The 18,690-nt window shown below is 26.6% G+C and carries 16 protein-coding genes and 1 other annotated feature; of the genes, 1 reads left to right on the top strand and 15 read right to left on the bottom strand.

The window, feature by feature from the left end; genetic code table 11:
* Positions 1-197: 197 nt before the first annotated feature.
* Positions 198-827 carry a hypothetical protein gene (locus tag MTX53_RS06395; RefSeq protein ID WP_244835423.1) on the bottom strand — a complete coding sequence of 210 codons (630 nt, stop codon included), beginning with the start codon at positions 825-827 and terminating at the stop codon, positions 198-200.
* 208 nt (positions 828-1,035) lie between these two features.
* Here MTX53_RS06395 and MTX53_RS06390 point away from each other — a divergent pair, with 208 nt between their 5' ends.
* The gene (locus MTX53_RS06390) at positions 1,036-2,502 is read left to right on the top strand and encodes a transposase (RefSeq protein WP_244835422.1); all 1,467 of its coding nucleotides are present in this window, start codon (positions 1,036-1,038) and stop codon (positions 2,500-2,502) included.
* Positions 2,503-2,682: 180 nt separating this feature from the next.
* Here the strand turns inward: MTX53_RS06390 and MTX53_RS06385 are convergent, their stop codons facing one another.
* The 14 genes from MTX53_RS06385 to MTX53_RS06320 form a co-directional block, all read right to left on the bottom strand.
* Positions 2,683-3,198, bottom strand: coding sequence for a 3D domain-containing protein (locus tag MTX53_RS06385; RefSeq protein ID WP_244835421.1), 516 nt, complete (start codon positions 3,196-3,198; stop codon positions 2,683-2,685).
* Between the two features lie 4 nt (positions 3,199-3,202).
* Positions 3,203-3,856 (bottom strand): nuclease-related domain-containing protein, encoded by a 654-nt coding sequence (locus tag MTX53_RS06380; RefSeq protein WP_244835420.1) that lies wholly within the window; start codon positions 3,854-3,856, stop codon positions 3,203-3,205.
* Positions 3,857-4,008: 152 nt separating this feature from the next.
* Positions 4,009-5,250, bottom strand: a complete 1,242-nt coding sequence (locus MTX53_RS06375; protein WP_244835419.1) for a CHAP domain-containing protein — start codon at positions 5,248-5,250, stop codon at positions 4,009-4,011.
* Between the two features lie 60 nt (positions 5,251-5,310).
* Complete coding sequence (locus tag MTX53_RS06370) at positions 5,311-8,229, bottom strand: helicase C-terminal domain-containing protein (RefSeq protein ID WP_244835418.1); 2,919 nt, start codon at positions 8,227-8,229, stop codon at positions 5,311-5,313.
* A gap of 72 nt (positions 8,230-8,301) precedes the next feature.
* On the bottom strand, positions 8,302-8,460 hold the full coding sequence (locus MTX53_RS06365) for a hypothetical protein (RefSeq protein WP_244835417.1): 159 nt from the start codon (positions 8,458-8,460) through the stop codon (positions 8,302-8,304).
* A 47-nt stretch (positions 8,461-8,507) separates the two neighbouring features.
* Complete coding sequence (locus MTX53_RS06360; RefSeq protein ID WP_244835416.1) at positions 8,508-8,981, bottom strand: hypothetical protein; 474 nt, start codon at positions 8,979-8,981, stop codon at positions 8,508-8,510.
* Positions 8,982-9,055: 74 nt separating this feature from the next.
* A complete protein-coding gene (locus MTX53_RS06355) occupies positions 9,056-9,907 on the bottom strand; it encodes a DMT family transporter (RefSeq protein WP_244835472.1) in 852 nt (283 codons plus the stop codon).
* A gap of 52 nt (positions 9,908-9,959) precedes the next feature.
* Complete coding sequence (locus tag MTX53_RS06350; protein WP_244835415.1) at positions 9,960-10,784, bottom strand: TerC/Alx family metal homeostasis membrane protein; 825 nt, start codon at positions 10,782-10,784, stop codon at positions 9,960-9,962.
* Positions 10,785-10,921: 137 nt separating this feature from the next.
* Positions 10,922-12,013, bottom strand: coding sequence for a ribose-phosphate pyrophosphokinase (locus tag MTX53_RS06345; RefSeq protein ID WP_244835414.1), 1,092 nt, complete (start codon positions 12,011-12,013; stop codon positions 10,922-10,924).
* 103 nt (positions 12,014-12,116) lie between these two features.
* Positions 12,117-14,759 carry a valine--tRNA ligase gene (locus tag MTX53_RS06340; protein ID WP_244835413.1) on the bottom strand — a complete coding sequence of 881 codons (2,643 nt, stop codon included), beginning with the start codon at positions 14,757-14,759 and terminating at the stop codon, positions 12,117-12,119.
* Positions 14,760-14,813: 54 nt separating this feature from the next.
* Positions 14,814-15,021, bottom strand: a binding site (T-box leader).
* Between the two features lie 50 nt (positions 15,022-15,071).
* The gene (locus tag MTX53_RS06335; protein ID WP_244835412.1) at positions 15,072-15,944 is read right to left on the bottom strand and encodes a hypothetical protein; all 873 of its coding nucleotides are present in this window, start codon (positions 15,942-15,944) and stop codon (positions 15,072-15,074) included.
* Between the two features lie 30 nt (positions 15,945-15,974).
* Positions 15,975-16,826, bottom strand: a complete 852-nt coding sequence (locus MTX53_RS06330; RefSeq protein WP_244835411.1) for an LD-carboxypeptidase — start codon at positions 16,824-16,826, stop codon at positions 15,975-15,977.
* A 176-nt stretch (positions 16,827-17,002) separates the two neighbouring features.
* Positions 17,003-17,257: a hypothetical protein gene (locus tag MTX53_RS06325; protein WP_244835410.1), complete on the bottom strand. Its 255-nt coding sequence runs from the start codon at positions 17,255-17,257 to the stop codon at positions 17,003-17,005.
* Between the two features lie 76 nt (positions 17,258-17,333).
* The gene (locus MTX53_RS06320) at positions 17,334-18,689 is read right to left on the bottom strand and encodes an MATE family efflux transporter (RefSeq protein ID WP_244835409.1); all 1,356 of its coding nucleotides are present in this window, start codon (positions 18,687-18,689) and stop codon (positions 17,334-17,336) included.
* Position 18,690 lies beyond the last annotated feature (1 nt).

Raw genomic sequence — 18,690 nt, 5'->3', positions numbered from 1 at the left:
ATTATAATATCATTATAGCAATAAGATGTCAACTTTATTGACATAATTACATTTATATACTGCATTTATTGCTCATTTATCATTATAGCAAATCAGCCAATGTAAATGTTTAATTTATTATAGAAATAAATTTATTAAAAAATAAAGATTTTTATATAAAATAAATAGAGGGATAGATAAATTCTATCCCTCTATTATTAATTTATTATATCTTCATACTTTTTTAAGTCATTCTGATAATCTTTAATAATGTTGTTAATTACTTTATATTCTGTTTTTCCATTAATATATTTTAAAGATTCAGTACAGATTGCAATAGAATATTCATGATGAATATTTATTGTATCTTTGAAATCAAGATCTACTCTGCCTTTAAATTCTTGATTTTTAAGTTTATAAAGCATCTCATTGTAAGTTTCTTTGAATTTTGAATTAAATGATTCTGCTTTTTCTTTATCTTCAGATAAATCTTCATTAATACATTCAAGAAGTGCCGCCATTTGCATTTCATTATTCAAACATTTTTTTATAGATATTTTGGCTTGTTTTGCTAAATATTTATTTTTAGTATACTTAAGTATATTTTCATTCATTCGTATAGAAGATTTATTAATATGAAAAAAATATCCAAAAAAATCTTTTCGTACATCAGAAGAGGAGATATCTTCTGATTCTATATTATGTTTTAAATCTCTTATTATCTGTCTATTATTATTTAAATAATCTTTCTCTCTTGATTCAACAATACCATAGACTTTAAATGTATTTAGACTAAATATATTAATACATAAGATAGTAAGTATAAGAGTGTGTATAAATTTTTTCATAAAATATAACCTCCTTTTACTTAGTTGAGTACTCTCGGAAAGTCTATAACGCCCGAGTTTACTCGATTTTTATTTTTGATATTCCATATGGATTCCTCCAAAATTTATGCATAATTTTTCTGTTTTTTGTATAAATCACTTGACAAATTTACAGAAATTTGCGGCGTAGCCTCTTATAAAAATACATTTTTTAGGAGGCACTTCACATATGCTAAAATTTTGGACTTCACACAAGGAATATATTGATTTTCTTTCTAATTCCGCATCAACATTAAATGCTTCTTTGCGAAAAAGGCTTAGTTCTTATTCTGATTCGATAAAAAAACTTACTTCTCTTAATCTTGATCCACTACATTCTGTTTTAGAACCTTATTACTCTAAAACTGGTAGACCTTCATTAAATCAACCTGAAATTTTTCGTTCTATCATTCTCATGCTAGATATGGGAGAAACCAGTCTTACAAATTGGGTGAACACTTTAATCTCTGATGATCTTTTAGCAATGCTAATAGGTTGTTCTCCTGATTCACTTCCACCTTTAGGCTCTTACTATGACTTAATTAATCGCCTATGGCTTCGAGATACTTCTAAAGATAGATTTGATGAAAAAGAACTTCATAAATATCCAAAGTCATCAAAACCTAAGTCAAAAGCACCTGGCAAAAATAAAAAATTACCTAACAAACACCCAAATGTGGTTAAAAAACTTACTGACTTTTTTCTTACAGATAAAAATTTTTCTAACCGTTACGAACGTCTTCTTCAAGATATTTTCTCTCTTATTGCTATAGTTCCATCTATTGAGTTAGGGTTAATTTCTATTGAAAACCTTACTGTTGCTGGCGATGGTACTTGCGTTCACTGTCACTCTTCATCACTAGGTTCTAAAGTTTGCAGTTGCCGCGAAAACGGCATTTATAACTGTAACTGTGATAGAAAATATTCTGATATTGATGCCACTTGGGGATGGGACAGTGATCTTAATACTTGGTTTTATGGACATACGTTATATGCGTTATCTACTTATGATCCTGTTACTAAATCGGATCTTCCATTATTATTTCGTTATACCCAAGCAAAACGTCACGATAGTATTTCAGGCATTGTTTCACTAGCAGAGCTTAGAGAAGTTTCTCCCGAACTTCCCATAAGCAATATCTGCTTTGACTCTGCTAATGACAATTATCCCACCTATGAATTACTCAAAGAATGGGGAATAAATCCTTTCATTGACTTAAATTCCAATCGTGGAAAAGCTGCTACGCTTCCGAAAGCAATCAGCATAACAGATAAAGGAATCCCTATCTGTATTGGTAGTAATGAAATGATTTATGACGGCTTTTGCAAAAGCCGTTCACGCCATAAATGGCGTTGCCCTCTAGCATGTGGCAAAATTGATGAATGTTCTCACAAGAATCAATGCTCACCATCTAAATATGGGCGAGTAATTTATACAAAACCGGACTGGGATTTACGTCTATTCACTACAGTACCTAGAGGTACAAAAAAGTGGAAAGAAACCTATAAAACCAGAACCTGTTCTGAACGGATTAATAACCGCATCTTGAATGATTATAAGCTTCATCAGATGCAAATTCGCGGTAAAAAAAGATATTCATTTTTTACCATGATGATTGGAATAAATATTCATCTTGATGCAAGAATCAAATTATAAATGTCTTTGATATTATAAATACCATTTTTTTCAAACCTTTTTAGTAAGGCTTATTTCTCATGCCTGTTTTTAATTATTTCATTGCAAAAATCAGGCATAAATTGAACTGCATAAAATTCCATCATTTATTCATTTGTTTCCGAGAGTACTCTTAGTTTAGGTTATATTTAATTATTTATACTACTTTATTATGTAAGCATCACTTTTTTTTCTTCCAAATTCAATTGTATCTTCATGTTTTGGAAGATAAACGTCAATTATATGTACATCATTATTCTTGATTGTTACAGCTTCACCTCTATCTTCAATATAAAATATTCCATCTTCTTTTAAATATTTAAGACTTGGAATATATAGCATAGTACCAAGAGGTATATCTACAGGAGCTGCAACTATACCAATCTTAGCTTCAGTTTCAAGTGCAGTAGTTATTCCAAAATTCTTTGAACATTCATAGCAGCCACAATACGCTGTAAGTTCGCAATCAAGTTTCTGAAGATTTGTTATATCAATATCTTTATCAGAATATATTGCATTTTTATTTGTTTTATTAGTATCTTCACTTTTTAATATTTTATAATTATTTTTAAATGTGTAATTATAATCATTATTATATTTTAAAATTCCAAGTATTGCACCTAGTGCAGAAGCTAGAAATAAAGACAAAACTCCAATTATTATTTTCTTTTTAGACATTACATCATTTCTTTCCTGCTATTTCCTTTACATATTTAATATGTTTATTTCTAATTTTTTTATCTTTAATATTATTTTCTAATATTAGATCTTTCAAATAATTCATGTCATCTTTTGAAATCATGTCTTTTCTTGAACATTTTTTATTTTTAATAAATTTAATCAGTTGATTTATATATATGACTGAATCTAAAAAATCAATATTTTCTACTTTGCTTCTATTTGTAAAAACAACTACTGAGTATATATTTATATTTCTACCATATTTATATTTTAAAATATTTTTAAGCATTCTTATATGGCCTTCATTTTGCAATATAGGATTAAAGAAAAAATGCTTTTCCCCTTTTACAAATTGAGTCCAATATTTTTTATCTTTATTCGCTATAATTTTCCCAGAGTAATTTTTAGTCTCTATAACAAATATTCCTTTTTTAGAAATAATAATGTGATCTATTTGTGAAGTCTTTTCATTATGATTTAATAATATATCTTTTAGAATATAAAAATTTCTATTTAAATTCTTTGATATAATCTTATTTACCTCATTTTCGCCATTCTTGCCAATGGCATTCCTTTTTATTTTGTAATATACATTTTTTATTAAAGAAGTTATTATAAAAATTAATAATAAACTTACTATTAAACATTCTATCATTTGTAAATACCTTATTTAATTATTTTCTCGAAGCCATGAAGTTATTATTGCCTTTGCAGCATCCTCTTGCTCTGATTCGGATAATTTAACTTTTCTACTCTTTTTATTGTCATTTTCTTTTTCGCTCATATAAATTCCTCCTTAAATAGATATTAGAAATTTGGCTGATCTAAATATATATATCCGAATAAATCTTCAGTATTATATATATGTTTATATGAAAAAAGAACTCCAGACCAAGCTGATTCTGATATGTATACATCGTCGCCATCTATATCTTCAACTACAGCAACATGTCCATGACCTGTAGAACCTGGAAGAGATGTATTCCATACAGCAATAGCACCAAGTCTTGGCGTTTGTCCATATTTATATTTCCCACTTTTTAGATTAGCTTTCCACCACTCATATGCATTCCCAGTAAATCCTGCATCAAGTTGTTTCATGCCCGTAATTTCCATAGCTCGTCCATATGCATACCAAGTACAGTTCCCTATAATTTGTTTACTTCCATTCATAAATGGAGGTGATAGTTTTACCTGATAAAAAATATTATTATTAGAATAATAGTTCTTGTTATCTTTATAAGGAGCTGTTTTTCTTATATTAAAATTGAATGTATATGAATTTTCTTCATAAGAGATAGTATTTTTTGAAAAATTATCATCAGTTACTATGTTTTCTTTATCAAAAGTTATGTAATCCTTTGAAACAAATCCTTCTTTAGTATTATTATATTGCACTTTATAAAAATTATTTTTTGAATAAAGCACATAAACCATTGAATTTTTAGGAAGCTTGTCTACTATATTAGAACCAATATCCGCATTTTCTCTTACATTAAGTGGATTTTCTGATGTGGCAACATATCCGTTTTTATTAATATAATCATATGCATAATCTTTGTCTGAATCTATTATCTGAGATGATGATTCTTCTTTTGATGAACTTTTTATTAATCTTCCACTTTCATCAAACTCATATTGCATTTTTCCTATATTAATAACACCTACTGCCATATCGCCACTACTATTTAAATAGTAAGAAGCGTTATTATCATTAATCCAGCCAGTTGCCATGCTGCCATTTCCTAAAAGATAATACCATTTATCATTAATTTTAATCCATCCAGTATTCATTGCACCAGACTCATCCATATAATAATATGTTCCATTATCATTTACCCATCCTACTGCCATATTATTATTTGGATAGAAATAATACCAAAGTCCATTTATAAGTTTCCAGCCAGTTATGTTAACTCCTTCTTCTGTATACTTCCATGATGAGTCTTGATGAATCCATTCAGCATATACATTTTCATTAGTAAAGCAAAACGTTCCAGTTAATATAGCTGTAAATAATATTAGCTTCTTAAGTTTCTTAGTAATCATTTTGTATCTCCTATTTTTCAATATTATTTAATATATTATATCATAAATATGTAAACATTTTTATAACTTTTTAGTAGTTTTTAAGACATAATCAATATTTTTAAATAAATAACAATTTTTATCATCCTTTTGAACTTTCCAAAATAATTTATTTATTTTTGATTCATTATTAAAATTATCATATATTTCTTTATCTTTACATTTTATTTTATTTATAATTGAATTAAGATTTTCTCTTTTGTATTTTTTATAATCAGCGTCTATCAATTTTATAATAGATGCCATAGATGCGTTTTTAATGTCAGGACCATTTAAATCATTTTGAAGATTATACATTGTAAGTTTATTAATACCAGGATCTAATACAATAAAATATCCATAATCAAGATCACTTCTTATAAGCCTACCATAAATTTGTTTCATTTTGATACATAAATTTGGATAATTAAAGCTTTGATATGACTTATTTTTATATGTTGTAACTGCTTTTAATATAGGATATTCTGGACTATAATTTGGTAGTTTATCTAAAATTACAACATTTAAAGCATCTCCAGGTATATCAATTCCTTCAAAAAATAATTTTGTTCCAAGAATTATAACTTTTCTTTTTGGATCTTTTAATGCATTAATTGATTTTTTGTTTGTATAAACTTCAATATCTGTATTATTAGATAATATTTCAAGGTTAGAAAGAACCTGCTCCTTTCTATAATTGTTAGTAAACAGAACTAAAATATGTCCATTAGTTTTTACGGCTATATTAAAAATGAAATTTGATATTCTTTTTATAAAAAATGAAGAAGTATATCTTCCAGCATCATTTAAAGCAAATATTTTTGTCCTGTCTTTAAGATTAAATATTGGTTTTACAGTATATTCCTTTGCTTCTTGCTGCATTAAATGATTTTTTATTGTTTTATACGAATTATCAATCTTCAAAGTTGCAGATATAAATGCTGTACTTTTAACATCTTTTAGTATATTTTCATTAAACATATTTCCTACATTTAATGGAGTATTTGTGATTTTAAAATCATTATATTCAGAATCTACAGTAATAATTTTAGCAAAGTTCTTATTTTTTTCTAGGAATTTATCAAGCAAATCAAAATATTTTTTTAACTTTACAATATATTCACTTACTACTTTTGCACTTTTGTCATCTGTGTCACTATCTTCATTCATTATATTTTTGAAGTAAGTTTCGATTGTTTTATAAAGAGCATAAATACTTTCTTTTATATCATAAATCTCATCTGCTAATATTTTTATATTATCTTTTATATCAGAAGGCGGCAAAAAAAATTCAAAAGAATAATTATATCTTCCATCTGAAATTTTCATGGATTTAAATTCGTTTAAAAGAAGTTCAGTATTTATTTTAGCATCATTTTTTAAACGTATTATTTTTTCTTTATCAATATTTTCACGAAATCCATATGAAATATTTAAATTTGTAAGATTATAAATAATAGTAGGATTATGTTTATCAATATTTTCAAGCAGTTTTAAAAATTCTAAATAGCTAAATTCTTCTGAAAAAAAATCATAGCATTTATCTAATAAATTATGTGCTTCATCTATAATTAGATGAGATATTTTCTTTTTTTCCTTATATGGCCAACATGCAAGAAGCGAATGATTTATAACTGTTATATTTTCATCAGAAAGGTTTAAACATTTGTTTTTAAAATAGCATTCTTTCTTGCATAATGAAGTATCACAGTAGTCTGAATCACAGACTATATCATTTATGTAATAAGAAACATTAAATTTTCTATACATTGAAAAATTAATATCATCAATATCTCCAAATTTTCCACCTTTTATAAATCTTCTTATATAAATTTCTGATAATGATGATTCATATGATTTATCAAATTTTTCGCATGAATTTATTCTATCAATACAAATATAATTATTCTTACCTTTAATAGATCCAAATGTTACTAAGTTTCTTAAATTTAATGTGTCTATTATATCTGGTATGTCTTTCTTTATAAGTTGATTTTGAAGTTCTTTTGTATTTGTTGAAATAATGAAACTTGCATCTGCTCTCTTATTTCTTAACTTATTTATATACGATAAAATTACAAGAACAAGAACATATGCAAAAGTTTTACCACTTCCAGTTGGAGCTTCAATAAATATTTTTTCATTTTGCTGTATATTTTCTCTGATTTTTCTTGAAATTTCTTCTTGATAAGGTCTATATTTATATGAAAATTCTGTTCCGTTATCAAAAATCTCTTTATTTTTTAATAACATTTCACACTTTTTATAATCTATTTTTATATTCTTTTTATGAATATTCTTTTTTATTTTATCAGAAAAAGAGACATAATCATATTTTGAAAAATCAAAGAATAAAGGCATTTTTATATATTTTATCCATGACCATGATAAAAGATTTTTATAATCGTTTTTTATAACATTAAAAAGATCATCCTTCTCCCTATTTTCTCTGTCATACTGTCTTACAAGAAGAGAGTTTACTATATAAAAATTCTTAAGCGGTAAATTTTCGATGGAAATAGTGCTAAATTCTTTATTTGTAAGATTTTTTAAAAGGTAGTCTTTAGTAAAACTTTCATGATACGGTTCTAGTATTCCTGCAAGTTCAAAGCTATTCATAAATACATTTTTTAAATTATGAAATATAGTTTTTATCATTAAATATTTTTTTTCACTATCACATATTACAGGCAGGTCTTCTAAAAAAGTAATAAATTCATCTCTTATTTCATTAATATTCTTACCTATATATAAAAGATTTTTATCTATTATTACGTTATCTTCTAATAAAGCTGTATTTATTTTTCTTTGAGGTTTTATATAAAAAGATTTTTTATATAGTCTTTTATTTTTTATTTTAATTAATGATAATGCAATAATATAAGATATTCCATTATTACCAGAAGCAGTTACAATATCTAAAAATATAACATTATCAATAACACTTTCTATTTTGTACATATACTATTTCACCTTAAAATATTATTATAATAAAAAGGCTACACATAAATTTATGTGCAGCCTATAATTTTTTTATTCTTTACTTTCTAAATTACTACCATCAAATCCTTGTATTTGATAATGCTCAGAAAGTTTATCTTTTTCATCACTTAATACATAACCAGAATGGTAATCATAAAAGCCATCATTTAAATCATTTTTATTAAGCTTCTCAATTTTGTCCATATCCATAAAGCAGCACTTCCTTTCACGAGTATTTTTCTCATTTTGAAGAAAGTTTATTCAGAAATTAATATTTCATTTACTGCTTCTAAGAATAAATTATACATTTCTACATTTTTATTTTCTTTAAGTAAAAAGTACGATGAACCACACAAAAAAATTATAACATAAATAACAGCATAAAACTTCTCTGTTTTTAAAATATTATTGTTTAAGAATGATAATGTCATACTTGCAGTAAAGCTCGCTATAAATGATGCTTCTATACCACACCCTCCAGCCATATATGACTGGAGTTTTGTATTTATATATACTCTTTCAGATTTTAAGTCACATCCATTATTTATATACCATTTTTTAACCATTTTTTTTAAAATAGCAAGAGATTTATTTTTATCTTTACTTATATTTAGTATAAGCTTTTTTTGTTTTCTATATTCTTTTTCAAGTTCTTTTGTTTTAAATTCAGCTATATGATTTTTTTTTAAAGAGCGAATATATAAAAACCTAGAGCTTATGTACTTTTCCAAATGCAAGAATCACCGCAAATAATTACTATAACATATTATATGAGAAATATAGTTAATTATGAAAGTTTTTTAAATTATTTAGTATCTGTACATTGATCCATCTTTTTATTAAACATAAACATATAAAAAGATGAAAGAAAAATTATAATGTATCCTATAAAACTATATACATCAGGAATTACTCCAAATAAAACTATACTTATTATTGCTGAAAATACTATATTAGTATAATCAAAAATAGATATCTGATTTGCTTTTGCAAACTTGTATGCATTAGTTATACCAAATTGTCCTACACTTGCAAATACACCTGCCATGATAAGATATATAAACTGTATAAGTGTTATATGTTTATAAGAAATCATCATAAGAGGTAATGATGCAAGGCATGAAAATAGAGAAAAATAGAATACTATCGTATTTGGTTTCTCTTTACCTGAAAGTTTCCTTACACATGTATAAGCAGCACCTGCACAAAATCCTCCAAGTGCTCCAGATAATGATGGTAAAGCTTCAAATGCAAATTTCGGTTTGATTACAAAAAGAGAACCTAAAAATGCAAATATAAGTGATGTTGTCACAACAGTTGCCTGTTTTTTAGTCATTTTTTCTTTTAAAATTATAGTTGATAAAAGAATCGTAAAAAATGGGCTAAGCTTATTTAACATATTTGCATCAGATAAGACAAGCCTATCGATTGCATAAAAATTTAAAAAGATTCCACATGTACCAAGTGTTGATCTTAGTAATAATAATTTCTGGTTTTCAAGTTTTCCTAAAAAACTTTGTTTATTTTTTATAAGCATAAATCCTGCAATTAAAATTGCAATAAAATTTCTATAAAAACTCTTTTCAAATGATGGAAGATCACCTGATAATTTAATAAATGTTGCCATCATTGCAAATCCAAATGAAGAAAATATCATGCATAATATTCCTTTTGTTCTGTTATTTAATTTCAAAAAATCCCTCCCTATGTTAGTGTCCCTTTTCTTTTATTAGTAATGAAAGTAAAATAAAAAATAATAATATAGATACAATAAATAAAATTGAAATTGACGATGATATTTTATAGCTAAAATCTGAAAGTACTAGTTTTATTCCTGTAAAAATAAGAATAAATCCAACACCATATTTCATAAATTTAAACATGCTATTCATCTTAGCTAAAATATAATACATACTTCTAAGAACAAGTATAGCAAATATATTTGAAAAATACACAATAAATGTATCAGTAGTAATAGAAAATATAGCTGGAATTGAATCAAGTGCAAAAATTATATCTGAAAATTCGATAACTAAAAGTGAAAGCAAAAGAGGTGTACCATATATAATATTATTCTTTTTTATAAAAAATTTATGGCCATAAATTCGATCTGTTATAGGTATAAATTTCTCTATAATTTTAACAATATGTTTATTATGAAAATTCTCGTTTTTTTCAATTCCTAAAAACATTTTTAATCCGCTCATTATAATTACTATTCCAAAAATTGAAAGCATAAATGAAAATGCATTTATTATTCTAATTCCTAATATTATAAAAATAAATCTCAATATCATAGCACCAAATACCCCATAAAGAAGTACTCTCTCTTGATATTTTTCATCTATATGAAATTCTGAAAAAACCATTAAAAAAAGAAATAGATTATCGATACTAAGAGACATTTCAATTATGTATCCTCCTAAATAATCTATTGCAGAATCATATCCCTTTAAATAGTATATAAATATATTAAATAGTAAAGAAAGTGAAATCCAAAATACTAAATTGATTAAACTTTTTTTAGTTTTCATATATGCCTCCATACTTTTGAATCTAATCTAATATTCTAATATATGGACACATTTAACACTTTATAACATATTTATAAAAAATGCTGTTTCAAAAAATTATTTTGAAACAGCATAAATTTAAGTTTAATAAATAAATATTATTTATGTAATAATGTATGAATAATTCTTGTTGCATCTAAATATTTTGCTATAGATTTACCGTGATTTAATCTATTGATTATTCTTGCTACAAATTCTGACATATCAACAGCTTTAAACCATTCAGTTGTTTTTAGTTCTTCTGGAATATAAGTTAAATCTGTACAGTAGATTCTCTTTATTATTCCATCTCTATAATTTTGATTGAATTTTTCTATTCCTTCAGTAAAGAAACCAAATGTTGCTGCTATATATACATTTTTTGCTTTTCTCTTTTTAAGTTCTTTTGCGACATCAAGAGCTGATTCTCCTGATGCTATCATATCATCAACGATTAAAACATCTTTTCCTTCTACATCTCTACCAACATATTCATGTTGAACTATAGGATTCTTTCCATTTATAACTGTTGAACGGTCTCTTCTCTTATAGAATAAACCAACATCAACTCCAAGAACACTTGCATAATAAATAGCTCTATCCATAGCACCTGTATCTGGACTTATAACTAATAATTTTTCTTTGTCAAGTTCTAATGTTTTTTCATTTGATATAAGTGACTTTACTATATCATATGTAGGATATAGGTTTTCAAAAGACAATAATGGTATTGCATTTTGTACATTAGGATCATGAGCGTCAAATGTAAATATTTCATCAACGCCAAGTCTTTGAAGGTCTTGGAGTGCTAAAGCACAGTCAAGAGATTCTCTTCCTTTTCTTCTATGCTGTCTTGATTCATAAAGTAAAGGCATAATTACAGTAATACTTGCAGCCTTTCCCCTTATTGCAGAAACAGTTCTTTTTATATCCTGAAAATGTTCATCAGGTCCCATATGATTTTCAAAGCCAAACATGTTATATGTACAATTATAGTTACCTACATCACATAATATATAAATGTCTTTGCCTCTTATAGATTCAGAAATTTTAATTTTTCCTTCACCATTTGCAAATCTTATTTCATTAACAGGAATAAGAAAAGATTCATCTTTATTTCTCTTAGTCTGTATAAACTTATCTATATCATTTCCAAGCTGTCTGCAGCTTTCCAATGCTATTATTCCAAGTTCATGATTTAATTCAGCCATCGATTTCTCCCCTTCGTATGAATAAATATATTTTAAAAACAATATATATTATATATTAAAAACAAAAATATATAAATAGCTTTTTGTAAATTTGTGAAAACATCTAATTTAAAGATTCAATCCTTATTTTAACAGCTTTAAACATCTTTTCATAATTTGCTTTTTTATCCTTTTCTCCATCAACGACATTTTTGGGCGCTTTAGATACAAAACCTTTATTAGATAGTTTCTTATCAATTCTTTCAATTTCTTTATTTAATCTGTCTAATTCTTTATTTAATCTTTCAGTTTCTTTATCTTTATCAACTAAATCAAATAACGGCATATATATTTCTCCAGCTGTAACTACTAGTGAAACTGCATTTTTAGGTACACTGTCCTTATTATCTATAAGTTCAACTTCAGAAGCTGATGCAAGTTTTTCTAAGTAATGAGCACCTAATTTAAATGCTTCTTTTGCTTCATCACTAACATAGCAGATAACTTTTGCTTTTCTAGATGGAACAACATTCATCTCTGCTCTTATATTTCTTAATGCTTTTATAGTTTCAACTATATAATCCATATCTTTTTCAGCATTTTTATTATTTAATGATTTATCATATATTGGCCACTTTGCAGTTGTTATAGTATCTTCCTCTGTTAAATGAGTATATATTTCTTCTGTGATAAATGGCATAACAGGATGTAATAATTTAAGACCAGTAACAAGTACTTTATATAATACATTTGATACTATTCCCTTTGCTTTTTCATCATCACCATAAAGAGCTGGTTTTGCAATTTCAATATAAAGATCACAGAATTCAGTCCACATAAAATCATGAACTTTTTGCATAGCTATACCAAGTTCATATTTTTCAAGATTGTCTGTAACTTCTTTAATTAAATCATTTGCTCTTGATAATATCCATTTTGCAGCTAAATCATAATCTGTATCATCTTTATATTTATTAATTAAATCTCTATCAAGATTCATCATAACAAATCTTGATGCATTCCACATCTTATTTGCAAAGTTTCTTGCTGCCTCAACTTTTTCAGGATAATATCTTATATCATTTCCAGGAGCATTTCCTGCAATAAGCATATATCTAAGTGCATCTGCACCATAGTCTTTAATAACATCAAGTGGATCAACACCATTACCTAAAGATTTACTCATCTTTCTTCCTTCAGAATCTCTTATAATACCATGTATTAAAACAGTGTTAAATGGTGTTTCATCCATGTTGTGTATTCCTGAGAATATCATTCTTGCAACCCAGAAGAAAATGATATCATATCCAGTAACTAATACATTTGTAGGATAAAAATATTCAAGCTCATCATTCTTTTCAGGCCAGCCTAGAGTAGAAAATGGCCATAAAGCTGAAGAAAACCATGTATCAAGTACATCTTTATCTTGCTCTATATGTGTACTTCCGCATTTACTACATTTATGTGGAGCATTTTCAAGAACCATAATATTATTACAGTCTTTACAATAATAAACTGGTATTCTGTGTCCCCACCATAACTGTCTTGAAATACACCAGTCTTGAATGTTTTCCATCCAGTTATAATATGTTTTATCAAATCTTTCAGGAATAAATTTTGTTTTTCCACTTCTTACAGCTTCAATAGCAGGTTTTGCTAATGAGTTCATCTTTACGTACCACTGCTTTGAAATCATTGGTTCAACTGTTGTGTGACATCTATCATGTGTTCCTACATTATGAGAATGTGGTACAACTTTAACTAAAAATCCTTGATCTTCAAGATCTTTAACCATAGCTTTTCTTGCTTCATAACGGTCCATTCCTTTATATTTTCCGCCATTTTCATTTATTATACCTTTTTCATCTAAAATCTTTATTTCTTCAAGATTATGTCTCTTTCCTACTTGATAATCATTAGGGTCATGCGCTGGTGTGATTTTAACTGCTCCTGTTCCAAATTCCATATCTACGTAATCATCTGCAACTACAGGAATCTTTCTATCTGTTAGAGGAAGAATTAAATCTTTTCCTACTATATTTTTATATCTTTCATCATTAGGGTTTACTGCAACTGCAGTATCTCCAAGTAATGTTTCAGGTCTTGTTGTTGCGATTTCTAAAAATCCTGAACCATCAACAAATGGATATTTAATATGCCAGAAAAATCCATCTTGTTCTTCATATTCTATTTCTGCATCAGATAAAGCAGTTTGGCACTTAGGACACCAATTAACAATTCTGTTTCCTTGATATATAAGACCTTCATTATATAATTTTACAAAAACGTGCTTTACAGCTCTATCAAGATTCTCATCCATTGTAAAAGCTTCTCTTGTAAAGTCTGCAGAAACTCCTACTTTTTTAAGCTGAGTTCTTATTCTTTCTCTATATTCATGAGTCCAATCCCAAACTTTTTCAAGAAAAGCATCTCTTCCGATTTCTTTTTTATCTATTCCTTTTTTAGAGAGTTCGTTAGCAACTTTAACTTCTGTTGCGATTGATGCATGATCTTCACCTGGAATCCATAATGCACAATATCCCTGCATTCTCTTAAATCTTATAAGCATATCCTGCATTGTATTATCAAGTGCGTGACCTAAGTGAAGTTTTCCTGTAATATTAGGAGGAGGCATTACAATTGTATAAGGTTTTTTTCTTTTATCGACTTCTGGTGTAAAATACTTCTTATCCTCCCATTTTTTATAGATCCTATCTTCAAATTCTTTAGGATCATATGTTGTTGCAATATTCTTTATTTCTGACATATAAATTCCTCCATATAAAAATTTTTATAAAATATAAAAAAAGCCTTCATCCTATGAAAGGACGAAGACCGCGGTACCACCTTTATTCCTGAAAAATCAGGCTCTTAAAAATTAACGATTTAAAACCGTCTTTAGCTACTACACTTTTCACCAAAGAAACTCAAAAGCTACCTTCAAAATTACATATCATAAGGGTTTTTCAGCTTTTTCCCTCTCTCTAATAATGAATGTAAAATTTACTCCTCTTTATCACTGTTTTCTATTTATAAAATTATAAATTTATAATAATCTAAATTTTTACGATTGTCAAATTTATAAGTTATTTAATCTTAAAACTCTTCTCACATAAATATCAAATCCATCAGCCATTATGTCTTCTTCATTAACTCTTTGCATTGGTATATAATGGCTTGAATACGGCATACTGTCTGCATAAATATTATACAATGAAATGATATCTCCAAAATCACTTCCCTTACATAAATAAGGAGAATCAACGAGTTCTGCCTCCATATTATTATAATTTATAAAAAGTCCAAATTTATTTAAATAGGGTTCATCATCAAAATAAGACATATTTTTAGTGGCATATTTTTCAATTTCTTGATAAATAGAAGGAATAAATATATCAGGATTTTCTCCACCACTTAAATATTCCCATTCATCGCCAGTAATTATTGAAAATCCACTTTCTTTTATATATCTTTTGATATCAAGTATTGAAAAAACACCATCATAATATAATTTAGAATCATTTTGATTTTTTTCTTCCGGATTGTTTATACATTTTACTTCAATTTTATCTCTTTCAACAAGAGTAGGTTCCATTTTAAATTTTCTTCTTTTTGTTAAGTACCTATTAAAAAATTCATCTGTACTATTAAGTAAGCAAGGGATTTGTGCAGTCTCATCCTTTAGATATTCATCTATATATGGATAAATTTTATTTTTCATAATGCTATTTTTATCCGAAAAACCTATATGAGTTTCTTTTCCTGGAATAAAAACAAACTCTGAATTATCTAATATAAAAACAGCTGATGAAAAATTTCCTTCTTCAGTTTCGTATTCTTCGAATGATTTGAATTTTAAATTTTCATATTTATTTTCTATAGAAATCATTAATTTCTGTTTCTCATCTCTAGAAAGATTGTTAAAATTTTCTTCATATAATATTTTATCCATAATATATATCTCCTTGTTTACATGTAGTATTTAATTTAAATTTAATTTTTCACCTAAAATAAGACATTTTGAGTCAGTTGCATGACCTATTTCATTTGTTTTTGCAACTGGTATAGTTAACTTTCCAAAAACATATGAAAGTACATCTTCTATATTATCTGTTTTTTCGAGTTCTGTAAATGTTCCTAAAAGTATTCCACTTACTTTTTTTAAAATGCCGCTATTTTTTAATTGCGCAAAAAAAGAAGCTATTTTCAATTTATCTCCACCATAGCTTTCTAAAAATAAAATTCTATCATCAAATGAAGGCATAAAATTTGTACCTGCAAGTTTTAAAAAGCAACGTATATTTCCTCCAATTACTATTCCAGACATCGCATGATGATTTAACCATCTATATTTAAAATTAGTAAGACTTTGATTCGTACCATCAATAAATGTTTCAGAAAATCTTTTGATCTGTCTTTCAGATTTATCGTTTGCAAGATTTCTTATCTGATATAAAAAGCTTAAATTATTCGTTTTGTGATAGAATGCATTTAAAAGTACAGATAAATCACTATATCCAAAGAATGGTTTAGTTTTTTCTTTTATTATATTAAAATTTAAATAATCTAATACAAGATTTGATAAATCTCCTCCAGAGACATCAAATATAGCCTTTATACTTCTATCTTCATAAAATTTTATAAGTTCATCTGCTTTATCTTTAGGTTTAACAGAAAATATATTATCAGAAAATATATATTGACTTAAAATCGGTTTTAAATTAATGTTTGTTAGTATTTTTAAAAGCCTATCTATTTCATTTTTTCTATATGGCATAAGTGTGTTAGAACATGCTGTAAGTGCAACTTTATCACCTTTATTTAATAATTTCATATTCTCATCCCCATTACTTTTATACTATAATTATATTATTATATTTAAAATAAAACTACTAATTTATATGTTTTTATTTGCACAAGTAGTGATATTATTGCTATTTTATATTAATATAATTTTTTTAATTTAAAAAGCTGACAGAAATATTTTATTATTTCTGTCAGCTTTTAATTTTATCCTAAAGCAAGGTTTTCATGAATTTTTCTATATTTTCTATCAAATACAATAGCTCTTTGAAGTTCTAAGTTTGTAATATATCCATCGTACCATTTTTTATATCTTAAAATTATTGCAATTGAAATATCTTTGACCTGGTCTAATGTCCATACATTGCCTTTATATTCAAATGTAATAGTATTTGTCATCCTTGAAACGTATTTTTTAAATCCTTGTTTTACCATAATTTTAATTTTATTACTTAGATTCATATCTGTCACCTCTTAATAAATCTTCTATACTTATATAATACAGATAAATAATGTCAAATAGGTGACAGTTATATTTTTATTTTGTGACAAGAGCTTTTCCATACCATTTTTTTCTTGTCCATCTTTTGTACATGATAATACCTCTTGTCCATTCATCAAGAGCGAGTGCCATCCACATGCCAGGCATACCTAAATTTAATGTAATGCTTAAAAAATATGCAAGAAGTACTCCTACAGTCCACATAGAACATATCCCAATATACACAGGGAATCTAACATCTCCGGCAGCTCTTAAAGAATTTATTATTACAACATTAAATGTTCTTCCTATCTCAAGAAAAATATTAACAAATAATACTTTTGTTCCAATATCTATTATTTCAGCATTAGTTGTAAAAATGCCAAATATATTTTTCCCTAAAAATGCAACAATACATGCCATTATGCTTGATATTACAAATGCTTTTTTAAATGATGAAAGACACAGATCGTGTGCAGCATCGTTATTACCGTCTCCAACAAGCCGTCCTACTAAAATTGCTGTTCCTTCACCTATAGAAGTTGCAAATACATATATAAACATACAAATATTATTAATATATGAGTTGGTTGTTACGGCTGCAATGCTTATATGTGTAAGAATAATTGTAGTTACAATTTTAGCTGTAGAATATGATATCTGTTCCCCTGCAGATGGTGCACCCATAAGAAATATATTCTTAAGTTCAGGTTTTAAAGACTCTTTTAAATATTTAAAATGAAATTTAGGAAGTACTTTTGTGAACAAAATATATCCAAGGATTATTCCACCTACTATTTTACTTAAAGTGGTTGATATTGCAGCTCCTGTAACTCCAAGTTTCGGAAAACCGAAATTTCCAAAAATCAAAATATAATTAAATACTACATTTATAAGATTCATAATAAAAGTTGTTGTCATGCATATTTTTGTGCATCCAAATGAACGCAGGATTGCTGAAAAAGTCATTGTAAGAGCCTGAATTAATATAAATCCTCCTACAATTTTTATATAAGAAGAACTATAATCATAAAGTTCAGGTGCAACATTCATAAATTTTAAAAATGAATCTGAAAATACAGATAAAAGTATACTTATTATAACTCCAAGTACTAAATTAACCATTATAGATGTAAATACAAGACGTATCATATCACAATTACTTCTTTTAGCACCTATGTATTGTGCACAAAGAATTGTAGTTCCAAGAGTAATTATTCCAAACATAAGAGTTAACATGCCTATTATCTGATTGACAATTCCTACTGCACCAACTGCATTGTCAGAAAATCTTCCAAGCATAAATATATCCATGCTCCCAAGAAGCATAAAAAGTAGCTGCTCAATAAATATAGGCCATGTTATATTTAGAAGCTTTTTCATTAATCCATTTTCATATTTCAAGTCAAACACC

The sequence above is a fragment of the Clostridium sp. BJN0001 genome, assembly GCF_022869825.1.
In the GTDB taxonomy this organism is placed as follows: Bacteria; Bacillota; Clostridia; order Clostridiales; family Clostridiaceae; genus Clostridium.
The sequence above is the reverse complement of the archived record's forward strand: the minus strand, read 5'-3'. Positions and strand labels throughout refer to the sequence as shown.

What these genes read in the sequence shown, in the direction of transcription:
- MTX53_RS06335 (WP_244835412.1), bottom strand. Translation starts at nt 15,944, where the DNA reads ATGGATAAAATATTATATGAAGAAAATTTTAACAATCTTTCTAGAGAT.
- MTX53_RS06365 (WP_244835417.1), bottom strand. Translation starts at nt 8,460, where the DNA reads ATGGATATGGACAAAATTGAGAAGCTTAATAAAAATGATTTAAATGAT.
- MTX53_RS06380 (WP_244835420.1), bottom strand. Translation starts at nt 3,856, where the DNA reads ATGATAGAATGTTTAATAGTAAGTTTATTATTAATTTTTATAATAACT.
- MTX53_RS06350 (WP_244835415.1), bottom strand. Translation starts at nt 10,784, where the DNA reads ATGAAAACTAAAAAAAGTTTAATCAATTTAGTATTTTGGATTTCACTT.
- MTX53_RS06375 (WP_244835419.1), bottom strand. Translation starts at nt 5,250, where the DNA reads ATGATTACTAAGAAACTTAAGAAGCTAATATTATTTACAGCTATATTA.
- MTX53_RS06345 (WP_244835414.1), bottom strand. Translation starts at nt 12,013, where the DNA reads ATGGCTGAATTAAATCATGAACTTGGAATAATAGCATTGGAAAGCTGC.
- MTX53_RS06395 (WP_244835423.1), bottom strand. Translation starts at nt 827, where the DNA reads ATGAAAAAATTTATACACACTCTTATACTTACTATCTTATGTATTAAT.
- MTX53_RS06325 (WP_244835410.1), bottom strand. Translation starts at nt 17,257, where the DNA reads ATGAATCTAAGTAATAAAATTAAAATTATGGTAAAACAAGGATTTAAA.
- MTX53_RS06370 (WP_244835418.1), bottom strand. Translation starts at nt 8,229, where the DNA reads ATGTACAAAATAGAAAGTGTTATTGATAATGTTATATTTTTAGATATT.
- MTX53_RS06340 (WP_244835413.1), bottom strand. Translation starts at nt 14,759, where the DNA reads ATGTCAGAAATAAAGAATATTGCAACAACATATGATCCTAAAGAATTT.
- MTX53_RS06330 (WP_244835411.1), bottom strand. Translation starts at nt 16,826, where the DNA reads ATGAAATTATTAAATAAAGGTGATAAAGTTGCACTTACAGCATGTTCT.
- MTX53_RS06385 (WP_244835421.1), bottom strand. Translation starts at nt 3,198, where the DNA reads ATGTCTAAAAAGAAAATAATAATTGGAGTTTTGTCTTTATTTCTAGCT.
- MTX53_RS06355 (WP_244835472.1), bottom strand. Translation starts at nt 9,907, where the DNA reads ATGATATTTTCTTCATTTGGATTTGCAATGATGGCAACATTTATTAAA.
- MTX53_RS06390 (WP_244835422.1), top strand. Translation starts at nt 1,036, where the DNA reads ATGCTAAAATTTTGGACTTCACACAAGGAATATATTGATTTTCTTTCT.